The sequence below is a fragment of the Streptomyces fuscigenes genome, from assembly GCF_021556455.1.
GTDB lineage: Bacteria > Actinomycetota > Actinomycetes > Streptomycetales > Streptomycetaceae > Streptomyces > Streptomyces fuscigenes.
Genome location: NZ_JAKGCV010000148.1, coordinates 1 through 12,164, shown reverse-complemented (window position 1 = coordinate 12,164; position 12,164 = coordinate 1). Strand labels below are relative to the sequence as shown.

Here is a 12,164-nt window from a genome sequence, read left to right as displayed (position 1 = left end):
GACTTCAACTCCGCCGAGCCGCCCGCGTACCGGGACTTCTTCTACTTCAGCTACAACCTCGGCATGACCTACCAGGTCTCCGACACCGACGTCTCCAGTCCGACGATCCGCGCGATCGTCCTGCGCCGCCGCCGCGGACGCCTGCGGATGGATCGGCGAGGCCGTCTGCCGCAGCCACGCGCGCCTCGCCGACGACATAAAGGACGGCAGGGCGGAGGCCCTGAAATCCGGCCTGAACCGGCTCACGGACCGCACGTACGGCAAGCTGCGCGCCCGCGCCGCGGAACGCGGGCTCGATCCCGCCGAGTACGCGACGAGCCTGCGCTGCCTGCTGCTGCCGGCGGATCCCCGCGTGCGGCTGCGGGTGTTCTTCGGCGTGGGCACCGGCGGCCTGTTCCGGCTCCGGGACCACGAGTGGGAGGACCTGGAGCCCGGCCTGCCGCAGTCCGCGGACGGGCCGGGGGAGCCGGAGGGCGGCGCCGGGCCGCTCGGCCTGCCGGCCGAGGACCCCGACGACGAGCGCCTCACGCTCGACTTCGGCATCCCGCCCGTGCGGCCGCCGGTGGTCGAGGCGCCCGTTCCGCCCCCCGACCAGCCCTTCCGCTTCCACGCGTCCACCGCGCGGGCCGGGGACACCCTGCTGCTGTGCGGCGACGGGTTCGCCGAGCCGCTGCGGGGGGAGCCGGGCATGGCCGGCGCGCTCAGCGCGCGCTGGTCCGCCTACGAGGCGCCGGGCCTGGTGGAGTACCTGGCGGACGTGCAACTGCGTGCGAAGGGGTACGCGGACGACCGTACGGCCGTCGCCGTCTGGGAGGCGTAACGGCCCCGGCCGTGGGTTTGATGGACCTACACCGTCACGGAAAGGCGCTCAGGCATGGCCAAGCAGAACGTCGCGGAACAGTTCGTCGAGATCCTCGCCAAGGCGGGCGTCGAGCGCATGTACGGGGTCGTCGGCGACAGCCTGAACCCGGTCGTCGACGCCATCCGGCGCACTCCCGGCCTGGACTGGGTGCACGTCCGCCACGAGGAGGCCGCGGCGTTCGCCGCGGGCGCCGAGGCGCAGATCACGGGGAAGCTCACCGCCTGTGCCGGCTCCTGCGGTCCCGGCAACCTTCACCTCATCAACGGCCTCTACGACGCCCACCGCTCGATGGCGCCCGTGCTGGCCCTCGCCTCCCACATCCCGTCGGCGGAGATCGGCACCGCCTACTTCCAGGAGACGCATCCGAGCGCCCTCTTCGAGGAGTGCAGCCACTACAACGAGATGATCTCCAACCCGCGGCAGATGCCCCGCGTCCTGCAGACCGCGATCCAGCACGCGGTCGGGCGGCAGGGCGTGAGCGTGGTGACGCTGCCCGGCGACATCGCCTCGGCTCCCGCTCCGGACCACGCGCCGGAGCACGCCCTCGTCACCGGCCTGCCCTCGGTGCGCCCCAGCGACACCGACGTCGAGCGGCTGGCCCGGATGGTCGACGCCGCCGACCGCGTCACCCTGTTCTGCGGCAGCGGCACGGCCGGGGCGCACGCGGAGGTCATGGAGTTCGCTTCGAAGATCAAGTCGCCCGTCGGGCACGCCCTCCGGGGCAAGGAGTGGATCCAGTACGACAACCCGTTCGACGTCGGCATGAGCGGCCTCCTCGGCTACGGCGCCGCGTACGAGGCGACCCACGAGTGCGACCTGCTGATCCTGCTCGGCACGGACTTCCCGTACAACGCCTTCCTGCCCACGGACGTCAAGATCGTCCAGGTGGACATCAGGCCGGAGCACCTCGGCCGCCGCTCGAAGCTGGACCTCGCCGTGTGGGGGGACGTGCGCGAGACGCTGAGCGCGCTGATCCCGAAGGTGGCGGAGAAGAAGAACCGCCGCTTCCTCGACAAGATGCTCAAGAAGCACGCCGACGCCCTGGAGGGTGTCGTCAAGGCGTACACGCGCAAGGTGGACAAGCACCTGCCGATCCACCCGGAGTACGTGGCGTCGGTGCTCGACGAGGTCGCCGACGACGACGCGGTGTTCACCGTCGACACCGGCATGTGCAACGTCTGGGCCGCGCGCTACCTGACGCCCAACGGGCGCCGCCGGGTGATCGGTTCGTTCAGCCACGGATCGATGGCCAACGCGATGCCGCAGGCCATCGGTGCGCAGTTCACCGACCGCGGCCGGCAGATCGTGTCGATGTCGGGCGACGGCGGCTTCGCCATGCTGATGGGCGACTTCCTCACCCTCGTCCAGCACGACCTGCCGGTCAAGGTCGTGCTGTTCAACAACTCCTCGCTCGGCATGGTGGAGCTGGAGATGCTCGTGGCGGGCCTGCCCTCGTACGGCACCACCAACCACAACCCGGACTTCGCGGCGATCGCCACCGCGGCCGGTGCGCACGGTGTGCGGGTGGAGAAGCCCAAGGACCTGGAGAAGGCGCTCAGGGACGCCTTCCGGCACAAGGGGCCCGCGCTGGTCGACATCGTCACCGACCCGAACGCCCTGTCCATCCCGCCGAAGATCAGCGCCGAGATGGTGACGGGCTTCGCCCTGTCCGCGAGCAAGATCGTGCTGGACGGCGGTGTCGGCCGCATGGTGCAGATGGCACGCGCCAACCTGCGCAATGTCCCGCGCCTGTGAGCGGGCGGGCGGTGGGGCGTCCCGCACTGGGGAAGGCCGCCCGGGTGTCCGGGGCGCCGGCGGGGCGCGTCCGGGCGCGCCCGGCTCAGCGGCCGGGGATGAAGCCGGTGACGAGCGCCGTGGCGACGACGACGGCCATGGCGATCAGCCAGGTGGTGTCCATGCGGAGGACAGTAGCCGCCCGCCGGCCGGGCCGAAACCCCTCCGCGTCCACCGATCTGCATTAAATTTCACCTAAGCAAACGGACCGGCGCGGTGTCGACCACCGCATCGGCCCGTTGCTGTGTGTTTCTGTTTGCTCTTGTTCAGCCCTCTCGTGAGCCGGTCCCGGTCACCGTGGCGACCGGGACCGGCCGAGGACCGTCAGCCGAACTGCTGCTCCAGATCGGCCAGCTTCCGCTCCAGCGAGTCCAGGCGCGGCAGCGCCTGGGTGTCGTCCTCGGCCGTGAGGTCCACCGTCCGGGACGCCGCCGGGGCGGCGGTCTCGGCGGTGTTCTTCACCGGCTCCAGGGGAGGACGCCCGCCGGACTGCTCGGGTACGTCGGCTAGAGCAGGCTCCGCGGTGGTCGCGACGGCCTGGCTCTGGCCGCCCGGCGCGCTCAGTGCGGGGACCTGCCGGCCGCCGCCGCCACCGCGCGGCCACGAGCGGTGCTGCCGGTTGAGCGCCTTGATCTGCGCCCGGTCCAGCTTGCCCTGCTCGCGCCTGCGGTACTTGGCCTGCTCCTTCTGGCGCTTGTCGTCGCGGACCTCCTCGACGGCCTCGTCCAGCGTGCGGACGCCCTCGAGGAGCATCAGCGACCAGGCGCCGAAGGTCTCGCGGGGCGCGCGCAGCCACCGCACGATGCGGATCTGCGGAAGCGGACGCGGCACCAGACCCTGCTCGCGCAGAGCCGCGCGACGCGTCTGCTTCAGCGCGCGGTCGAAGAGGATCGCGGCCGAGAGCGACATCCCGGAGAAGAACTGCGGCGCGCCCGCGTGGCTGATGCCCCGCGGTGCGTGCACCCAGTTGAACCAGGCGGCCGCGCCCGCGAACAGCCACACGAGCAGGCGCGACCCGAGGGCCGCGTCGCCGTGGCTGGCCTCGCGCACGGCGAGCACGGAGCAGAACATCGCCGCTCCGTCGAGCCCGAACGGCACCAGGTACTCCCAGCCGCCCGACAGGTTCAGGTTCTCCTGGCCGAAGCCCACCAGACCGTGGAAGGACAGGGCCGCCGCCACCGCCGCACAGCAGAACAGCAGGGCGTACGAGGCGATGCCGTACACCGTCTCCTTGCGGCGCCTGCGCTCCTCGCTGCGTTCCCAGGAGTCCTCGGAGACGGGCTTGGCGGAGCGCTTGCGCGTCATGAGGGCCACCGCCACCAGGATTCCGACGAGCAGCACGCCGCCGGGGAGCAGCCAGTTCAGCGATATGTCGGTCAGTCGCATGCGGTGTTCCTTGCATCGCAGGAGGAAGTAACGGGCGCCATGGTGGCGCAAACGCGGTGCCCCTCAGGTGTCTTTGGGGCGAGTGCACGCCAACGAGGCGTCAAGATACGCATAAAGGCGTGTTCAGTGAGAACTGCCGTTCGATGACCGGCTGTCATGTTCGATTAATATCACCCTTCGGGGTGGTTCCGGACACGGGTTGACGCACTGTCAGCGCCACCAGCACCGTCAGCGCTGTCGGATCGATCGACGCACCGTCAGGAACCGCCGTGCGGACCCTCAGGCGGAGGCGCTCAGTTTCCGCGCCCGCTCGCTGTCACATGTGCGGGGGCATGTGACGCACGTGTCGTCAGGACGCAGAGTGTAGAACAGGCAGCAGGTGACGCGATCGCGGGTCGGCAGTACGCGGCCGTCGTCCACGGAGAGTTCGCGGAAGGAGGCCGCGCCGGCGTACGGCGCCGAGCCGCCCGGGAACAGCAGTCCCAGCTCGCGTACGGCGCGCTCCTCCTCGCCCAGCAGGTGGGCGATGTACCACAGGCCCTCGACGACCTCGTCGGTCGCCATGCCCCACAGGGCCCGCTGCCTGCGCCGCATCCGGGGGGCGAACGCACCCAGCACCGGCGTCAGGTGCTCGGCGACGGAGGCCCGCACCTCCGCCCGCAGTGCCTCCTCGTCCGGCACCACCCGGGCGCCCGGCGCCGCCGCGGCGGGATCGTCCGGCAGGCAGGCGAACTCGCCCACCGCCATCGACACCCGGCCGAGGGAGCGCTGCAGGGACACCGCCGACGCCGGTACGCGGGGCACCCGGCGCTGGAGGAACCACGGCAGGGTGACGAGCAGGCAGGTGGGCCACGCGTAGCGGTGCAGCGCCGTACTGGCGACGACGTCCGGCCGCGCCTCGCTGCTCCAGTCCCGCCTGATCTGCTCCTCGTCCCACGACAGGAAGGCCTCCAGCGCGGCCGGGTCCGACGCGAGCGCCTCGGCCGTCACCCACCCCTCGTCCGTGCGGGGCGGTTCGCCGGGATCGCGCACGTCGACCCGCATGGCGGGGAAGACCTCGGTCAGCCGCGCATAGGCGTCGGTGAAGGAGGGAGCCGTGGTGCGCGCGACGGCGGGCGCGGGGGACGGGTGCATGCAGGCAACCACCGAATCGCGATCGATTGCAGGTAAGCCTTACCTTATCCGAAGATCGGTGAGTGTGGCGCGCGGGCGCCCTCGGCTTAGGGTGCTGTGCACGAGGCCGTCCCGCCGTCCGGGTGGGGGGCAGCCGGAGGTGGAGCGGACGTGGAGCAGCGCCGGGCGCACTGGGTCACCGCGCTCCCCGTCCGCACCACCCCGCGGACCGGCCGTACGGGTGGGTCCGGCGGCGTGGCCGGGACCGGGGACGACGGCCGCGGCGCCGAGGCCGGGCACACCGGAGGGAGCGAGGAGGCCGGGAGCACCGAGGGGGGCGCGGACGGCGCGGAAGCCGCGCGCCCCGGGCACCCGCGCGCGAGCGGCGATGCCGCACCTCCGCGCGACCGGCCCACCGCGCCCGAACGGACGTCCGTCCCCCGGCCCGCGACCCCCTTCGAACACGCACCGGCGTCCGGTGCCGCGTCCGGCCCGGAGCCCGCCGACGGCTCCGCCCCCGGCGGCCCCGCCGCGCCCTGGGCACCGCCGCTGCCCGCCCGGGTGCGGCGCCACTCGCTGCGCGGCCAGACCCTGGACGCCCTGCGCGCCGCGCTCGCCGACGGTGACCTGGCGCCGGGCGAGGTGTACTCCGCCCCCGAACTCGGCCGGCGCTTCGGCGTATCGGCGACGCCCGTGCGCGAGGCGATGCAGCGGCTCGCCGCCGAGGGCAGCGTCGAGGTCGTGCCGAACCGGGGCTTCCGGGTCGCCGAGCGCGACACGGGTGAGCTCGCCGAACTGGCCGAGGTGCGGGCCCTCATAGAGGTGCCGGTGCTGCTGCGGCTCGCACGCGCCGACCCGGCGCCCCGGTGGCACGAACTGCGGCCCGCCGCCGAGCGGTGCAGCGCCGCCGCGGCGGCCGGCGACCGGCACGCGTACGCCGAGCAGGACCGCGCCTTCCACCGGGCGCTGCTGTCGCTCGGCGGCAACCGGCAACTCGTGCTGGTGGCCGAGGACCTGCACCGCAGGTCCCAGTGGCCGACGGCGGGCGGCGCGGCGGCCCGGCGGGCCGGACTCCTCACGGACGCCGCCGAGCACATCGCCCTCCTCGACGCGCTGGCCGAGCGCGACCTCGCGGCGGTGGAGGCGCTGGCGCGGGCCCACTTCACGGGCGCGAAGGGCTGACCCGGAACCTCCCGCACGTCGTGTGACGTGCTGCTCCGGCGCCGCCGGCACGCCGGGGAAGCGCCGACCCGCGGCCGTCGGCACGGGGCGAAGGGGACCCGCGGGCCCCCTTCAAGGGACGAGGGGCCCGATCCGTCTGCCCACGTCAAGGGGCAAGAGGCCCGACCCGTGGGCCCACTTCACCGTGCGCGTGCGTGCCGGCCGCCGACCCGCGGCCGCCGACCGGCACGGCGGCTTGCTAGGTTCCGGGCATGGTCGTCGCATCCCCGGAGGGGGCAGCCGAGGAGAGCACGCCAGGTCCGGCCGCCCGCGCTTTTGCCGGGCTCCCGACGTTCCCCGGCCGGCACGGCCCCCTGCGCTTCCTGTGGTGGCTCGTGGTGTGCCAGCGCCGCCGGACCGCGCTCGGCGCCGTACTCGGCAGCGTCTGGATGGCCGGCCTCGCCCTGCCGCCCTACCTCCTCTCCCGTGCCGTCGACGACGGCCTGCGCGGCGGGAGCGACCGGGCGCTGCTCGGCTGGTCCGCCGGGCTCCTGGTCGTCGGGCTGGTCAGCGCCTGGCTCTCGATCATGCGGCACCGGACGATGACCCGGGCCCGCAACGACGCGGCGCTGCGCACCGTGGCGGTGGTGACCCGCCAGTCCGTGCGGCTCGGCGCCACGCTGCCGCGCCGGCTGACCGCAGGTGAGGTGCTCGCCATCGGCATCGGGGACGTCGCGACGATCGCCGACACCATGACGATCGCGGGGCCCGGCGTGGGCTCGGTGATGTGCACACTCGCCGTCGCAGCGGTGCTCGTGTCCGTGTCGCCCCTGCTGGCGGCGGTGGTGCTCGTCGGGGTGCCGGCGCTGGCCCTCGCCCTGGTCCCGCTGCTGCGCCGGCTGCGCGCCGCCCTGTCCGTGTACCGCGAGCGGCGCGGCGAGCTCACCGTCCACGTGGCCGATCTCGCGGGCGGGCTGCGGGTGCTGGGCGGGCTCGGCGGCAAGGAGGCGTACGAGCGGCGGCACCGCGACGCCTCGCGCGAGTTGCTCCGCGAGGGCTACCGCCTGGCGTCCGTCGCCAGTTGGATCGACGCGGCCGGGGCCGGCGGGCCCGCTCTCCTCCTCGCGGCCGTGACCTGGCTCGGCGCCCGGCTGGCGGCGCAGGGCGACATCAGCGTCGGCGGCCTGGTCGCCGTGTACGGGTACGTCGCCGTGCTGACCGTGCCCGTGACGTCCGTCATCGAGAGCGGGCAGCAGCTCAGCCAGGGGCTCGTCGCGGCGCGCCGCGTCGTGGACTTCCTCGCGCTGGAACCGGAGACCGCCGACCCCGGGGTGCCGCGGGGCCGGGCGCCCGCCGCTCCGGCGGCCCTGCACGACCCCGAGTCCGGCGTGGTGGTCGAGCCCGGCCTGCTGACCGTGCTCGCCTCCGCCCGGCAGGCGGACACGGCGGCGGTGCTGGACCGGCTCGGCCGCTTCGCGCCCTCGGACGCGACCTGGGGCGGGAGGCGGCTCGACGCGATTCCCCTCGCCGACGTCCGCGCGCGTGTGCTGCTGGCCGACAACGAGGCACACCTCTTCGCCGGGCCCCTGCACGAGAGCGTCTCGGGACGCGCGCCCCGCACGCCGGCGGCGCTCGCGCGCGCCCTGCACACCGCGGCCGCCGAGGACATCGTCCACGCGCTGCCCGCGGGTACGGACACCCACCTGGCCGAGCAGGGCCGCAACGTCTCCGGCGGGCAGCGCCAGCGCCTGCGCATGGTACGGGCGTTGCTCGCGGATCCCGAGGTGCTGCTCGCCGCGGAGCCCACGTCGGCGCTCGACGCGCACACCGAGGCGCTGCTTGCCGCACGGCTGCGCGCCCACCGCGCCGGCCGCACCACCGCACTCACGTCCACCTCCCCGCTCGTCCTCGCGCAGGCCGACGCCGTGTGCCACGTGGTGGACGGGAGGGTCGCCGCGGTGGGCACCCACCGGGAACTGCTGGCAACGCGCGAGGGCTACCGCGCCCTCGTGGCACGCGACAGCGAAGCCGGAACCGAAACCGCCGGGCGCGCGAAACCCACCACGCCGACCGGGCCCACCACGCCGACGCCGGCCACCGGGCCCACCACGCCGGTCCCGGCCACCGAGCCCCCCACGCCCACCGAGCACACCGGGGAACCGGCATGACGCCCCCCGCCCGGCTGCCCGTCGCGGGCGCCCGCGCCGTACGGCGGGCCGCCGTCGAGCTCGTACGGGCCGACGCCCGCGCGTTCGTCCGGATGCTCGTCCTCAACACGGCGGCGGCGGGGGCCGGTCTCGCCGCGCCCTGGCTGCTCGGCCGGGTCGTCGACACGGTGGTGGCGGGAGGCGGCGCGGCCGCCGTCGACCACCTCGCCCTCGCACTCGCCGGCTGTGCGCTCGCGCAGTTCCTGCTGACCCGTTACGGCAGGCTCCTCGGCCACCGCTTCGGGGAGCGCACCTCGGCGCGCATCCGGGAGCAGTTCGTGTCCCGGGCCCTCGCCCTGCCCGCCGCCACGGTCGAGCGGGCGGGCACCGGGGACCTCGCGGCGCGGGGCACCGGCGACGTGCCGGTCGTCGGGGCGACCCTGCGCGACGCGGCGCCCGAGGTGCTGATCGCCGTGCTCCAGACGGTGTTCCTGCTGGCCGCCGTCCTGGTGCTGGCGCCCCTCGCGGGCGCCGTCGGCCTGTTGTTCCTGCTCGGCATCCCCGTGGCCGCCCGCTGGTACCTGCGCCGCGCACCCGCGGCGTACCTGGCGCAGGGCGAGACGCACTCGCGGCTCACCGGGACGCTGGCCGCCACGGCCGCCGGGGCGCGTACGGTGGAGGCGCTGGGCCTGCAGGAGCGGCGCACGGAGGTGACCGAGGCGGTCGCGGCCGAGTGGCTGCGCTCCCGCGAGGCCACCCTCGCGCTGCGCAGCGTCCTCTTCCCGGCCGTCGACGTCTCCTACGTCCTGCCCGTCGTCGCCGTGCTGCTGACCGGCGGGCTGCTCGTCGGGCACGGCGCCGGCGATCTCGGCGCCGTCGTGTCCTGCGCCCTGTACCTGCGGCAGCTGTCGGCGCCGCTCGACGCGATCCTCCAGCGGATGGAGAACCTCCAGTCGAGCCGGGCGTCCTTCGCGCGGGTCGAGGGACTCGCCGCACCACCCGCCCCGCCCGAAGCCGGCGGCCGCGTCCCCGACGGCGACCGCATCGAGGTCAGCGGCGTGCGCTTCGCTTACGACGCCGGCGGGTCCGACGTCCTGCACGGTGTGGACCTGAGCGTGCGCCCCGGCGAGCGGCTCGCGCTCGTCGGCCCGTCGGGTGCGGGCAAGTCGACCCTCGGCAGGCTGCTCGTCGGCGTGGAGCGGCCCCGGGAGGGCAGTGTGACGGTCGGCGGCGTGCCCGTCGCGGAACTCGGCCCCGAACTGCTGCGCCGCCACGTCGTCCTCGTCACCCAGGAGCACCACGTCTTCCGGGCGAGCGTGCGCGACAACCTGCTGCTCGCGGCCGCGGACGCGGACGACGACCGGCTGCTGGCCGCGCTCGACGCGGTCGGCGCGACCTGGGCGGCGGAGCTGCCTGCCGGACTCGACACCCCACTCGGGGCGGGCAGGTACGAGTTGGACGGATCGCGGGCCCAGCAGCTCGCCCTCGCCCGCGTCGTGCTCGCCGACCCGCACACCGTGATCCTGGACGAGGCCACCGCCCTGCTCGACCCGGCCGCCGCCCGGCTCACCGAACGCGCGCTCGCCGCCGTCCTGAGCGGGCGCACCGTCATCGCGATCGCGCACCGGCTGGGTACCGCCCACGACGCGGACCGGGTGGCCGTACTCGACGGCGGCCGCGTCACGGAGATCGGCCCGCACGACGACCTGGTGGCCGCGGGCGGTCCCTACGCCGCCCTGTGGCGCACCTGGCACGGCACGCCGCCCGAGGGCGCGGCCCCGCCGCCGGCCCGCTCCCCGGGGCCGGAAGGGGCCGTCCCCGGGGCATCCGGCCCGGGCGCACCCGGCCCGGACGCGGATCCCGGGGTCACGCGGGAGCCGGCGGGCTGAGCGGGAACGGCGGCGCCAGCTTGTCGGCGAGCCAGGTCGGGACACCGCCGAGCAGCCGCACGAGCCGCCCGGCCTCGGCTCTGAGCCGGCCCGCCTCCGGCTCCTGCTCCGTCTCGGCGAGCGCCATGAGGGCGGGCGCCGTGCCCACGAGGTAGCCGAGCTCCTCGCGAAGCCGCAGCGACTCCGCGAATCCGTTGCGGGCCTCCGCGAGTTCGCCCTGCCGCAGCGCGAGACCCGCGAGGTGGCGCCAGGTGAACGAGAGCAGCAGCGAGTCGCCGTGGTCCTTGGCGGCCGTGTGCGCGCGAAGGTACGCGCCGCGCGCGGACTGCGGCGAGTCGGAGAGGTTCTCCGCCACCAGGCCCCGGCGGAAGTCGAGCAGGGCGCGTCCGGGGGCGTCCGGCCGCAGCAGCGCGGCCGCCCGGCCCAGGGCCGCCCGGGCCTCGTCGGTCCTGTCGTGCTCGTGCAGCAGCGAGGACACGTAGGCCAGATGGCCGCGCTCGCTCGCCGCCGCGCCGCGCTCGTCGTCGGCGTGCGCCGTGGCCTCGGCCGTTCGCAGCGCGTCCTCCGCCTCCGCCCAGCCGCGGCCCGTGTAGAGGCAGCGCTCGACGAGCAGTGAGGCGCGCTGGAGGGCGGGGCCCGCCTCCACCGCGTGCGGGGCGAGCAGTTCGGCCGCGTCCGCCCAGCAGCCGCGCGAGCGCAACCGCCACACCGCGGTCTGGAGCGGATCGTCACCTGCAGTGCTTCCCGAACCAGACGTCCCAGGCGTCACGGCATACCCCACGGAGCCCTCCCCTTGCGCGCCATTGAGCCGAGTGTGAGATGCATCTCAGCACGGATGGGGCGCGGGGCCAATACTTCTGGTGAAACTTTTCACAATCTAGGGGTCGCGCGGGATGCACCACACGGTACCGGCGCACGCCCCGCCGCGTCAGCTCATCCGCAGCGCGAGGTAGAAGTCGAGCTTGTCCTCCAGCCGGGCCAGCTCCCGGCCCGTCAGCTGCTCGATCCTGCCGATGCGGTACCGCAGCGTGTTGACGTGCAGGTGCAGCCGCGACGCGCAGCGCGTCCACGACCCGTCGCAGTCGAGGAACGCCTCCAGGGTCGGGACGAGTTCGGCCCGGTGGCGCTCGTCGTACTCGCGTAGCGGGTCGAGCAGGCGGGCGGTGAAGGCGCGCCGCACGTCGTCCGGCACGAACGGCAGCAGCAGGACGTGCGAGGCCAGTTCGTGGTGGCCGGCCGCGCAGACCCGGCCCCGGCGCGCCGCCGCGACGCGCCGGGCGTGGCGCGCCTCCTCCAGCGCGCCGCGCAGCCCCTCGGCGGAGTGCACGACCGCCGACACGCCGAGCGTGAGGCGGCCGTCGCCGTCGAGTGCCGCGCCGAGCGGTCCCCGCACCGCCTCGGCGACCTCGTCCGCGAACAGGCCCCGCCCGCGTGCGGTGTTCGCGCCGGCGTCGCCCTGCGGGGCTCCGGGCGCGGCGAGTTCCCCTGCCTCCCCGGCATCCCGAGCCGTCCCGGTGGCGGTCGCGGAGCCGTCGACGGCCGGGGTGCTCCCCGCCGCCCCACGAGCCTCTTCCGCCGCCCCTCGCGGGGCGGGGCCGGGCTCCAGCGGCACGAGGGCCACCGCCTCGTCGCCCGTGTGGGCCACCGCGATCCGGTCGGCCACCGGAGCGCCGGCCGCGCCGGGCGTCGCGAGGACCTCCTCCAGGACGGACCGCAGGACGTCGGGGCTGCCCGCCCCGGGACGCGGGCCGGACCACTCCAGCCCCGCCACGACGATCTGCCAGTCCGGCGCGCCGGCGCCCCCGGGCAGCA

The 12,164-nt window shown here is 75.0% G+C and carries 10 protein-coding genes and 1 pseudogene; 6 read left to right on the top strand and 5 right to left on the bottom strand.

Going from position 1 to position 12,164, the window contains the following annotated elements:
• From L1885_RS14425 to L1885_RS14415, 3 genes and pseudogenes are all read left to right on the top strand, one after another.
• Window positions 1–126: pseudogene (locus tag L1885_RS14425) on the top strand (DUF1345 domain-containing protein); the annotation flags it as partial.
• A 226-nt stretch (window positions 127–352) separates the two neighbouring features.
• Window positions 353–820, top strand: a complete 468-nt coding sequence (locus L1885_RS14420) for a hypothetical protein (RefSeq protein ID WP_505016777.1) — start codon at window positions 353–355, stop codon at window positions 818–820.
• Between the two features lie 54 nt (window positions 821–874).
• Window positions 875–2,617, top strand: coding sequence for a pyruvate dehydrogenase (locus tag L1885_RS14415; protein WP_235797494.1), 1,743 nt, complete (start codon window positions 875–877; stop codon window positions 2,615–2,617).
• Window positions 2,618–2,702: 85 nt separating this feature from the next.
• Here L1885_RS14415 and L1885_RS28900 read toward each other — a convergent pair whose 3' ends face one another.
• The 3 genes from L1885_RS28900 to L1885_RS14405 form a co-directional block, all read right to left on the bottom strand.
• The gene (locus L1885_RS28900; protein WP_268984088.1) at window positions 2,703–2,831 is read right to left on the bottom strand and encodes a hypothetical protein; all 129 of its coding nucleotides are present in this window, start codon (window positions 2,829–2,831) and stop codon (window positions 2,703–2,705) included.
• 149 nt (window positions 2,832–2,980) lie between these two features.
• Window positions 2,981–4,042 (bottom strand): DUF2637 domain-containing protein, encoded by a 1,062-nt coding sequence (locus L1885_RS14410; RefSeq protein WP_235797493.1) that lies wholly within the window; start codon window positions 4,040–4,042, stop codon window positions 2,981–2,983.
• 279 nt (window positions 4,043–4,321) lie between these two features.
• Entirely contained in the window at window positions 4,322–5,176 is an 855-nt protein-coding gene (locus L1885_RS14405) for a (2Fe-2S)-binding protein (protein WP_235797492.1), read from the bottom strand.
• Between the two features lie 234 nt (window positions 5,177–5,410).
• On the opposite strand from L1885_RS14405, the gene L1885_RS29190 reads away from it, so the two are divergent.
• From L1885_RS29190 to L1885_RS14390, 3 genes are all read left to right on the top strand, one after another.
• On the top strand, window positions 5,411–6,337 hold the full coding sequence (locus L1885_RS29190; RefSeq protein ID WP_372481944.1) for a GntR family transcriptional regulator: 927 nt from the start codon (window positions 5,411–5,413) through the stop codon (window positions 6,335–6,337).
• 251 nt (window positions 6,338–6,588) lie between these two features.
• Window positions 6,589–8,484 (top strand): ABC transporter transmembrane domain-containing protein, encoded by a 1,896-nt coding sequence (locus tag L1885_RS14395; RefSeq protein ID WP_235797490.1) that lies wholly within the window; start codon window positions 6,589–6,591, stop codon window positions 8,482–8,484.
• Entirely contained in the window at window positions 8,481–10,352 is a 1,872-nt protein-coding gene (locus tag L1885_RS14390; protein WP_235797489.1) for an ABC transporter ATP-binding protein, read from the top strand. Before L1885_RS14395 ends, L1885_RS14390 begins: the two co-directional genes overlap by 4 nt.
• Here the strand turns inward: L1885_RS14390 and L1885_RS14385 are convergent.
• Window positions 10,330–11,121: a hypothetical protein gene (locus L1885_RS14385; protein ID WP_235797495.1), complete on the bottom strand. Its 792-nt coding sequence runs from the start codon at window positions 11,119–11,121 to the stop codon at window positions 10,330–10,332. The genes L1885_RS14390 and L1885_RS14385 overlap by 23 nt on opposite strands.
• Window positions 11,122–11,280: 159 nt before the next feature.
• The coding region (locus L1885_RS14380; protein ID WP_235797488.1) for a PucR family transcriptional regulator at window positions 11,281–12,164 on the bottom strand (884 nt) is incomplete at its 5' end.

Coding starts and splice junctions, on each gene's coding strand:
- L1885_RS14390 (WP_235797489.1), top strand. CDS start 8,481: ATGACGCCCCCCGCCCGGCTGCCCGTCGCGGGCGCCCGCGCCGTACGG.
- L1885_RS14395 (WP_235797490.1), top strand. CDS start 6,589: ATGGTCGTCGCATCCCCGGAGGGGGCAGCCGAGGAGAGCACGCCAGGT.
- L1885_RS14405 (WP_235797492.1), bottom strand. CDS start 5,176: ATGCACCCGTCCCCCGCGCCCGCCGTCGCGCGCACCACGGCTCCCTCC.
- L1885_RS14415 (WP_235797494.1), top strand. CDS start 875: ATGGCCAAGCAGAACGTCGCGGAACAGTTCGTCGAGATCCTCGCCAAG.
- L1885_RS14410 (WP_235797493.1), bottom strand. CDS start 4,042: ATGCGACTGACCGACATATCGCTGAACTGGCTGCTCCCCGGCGGCGTG.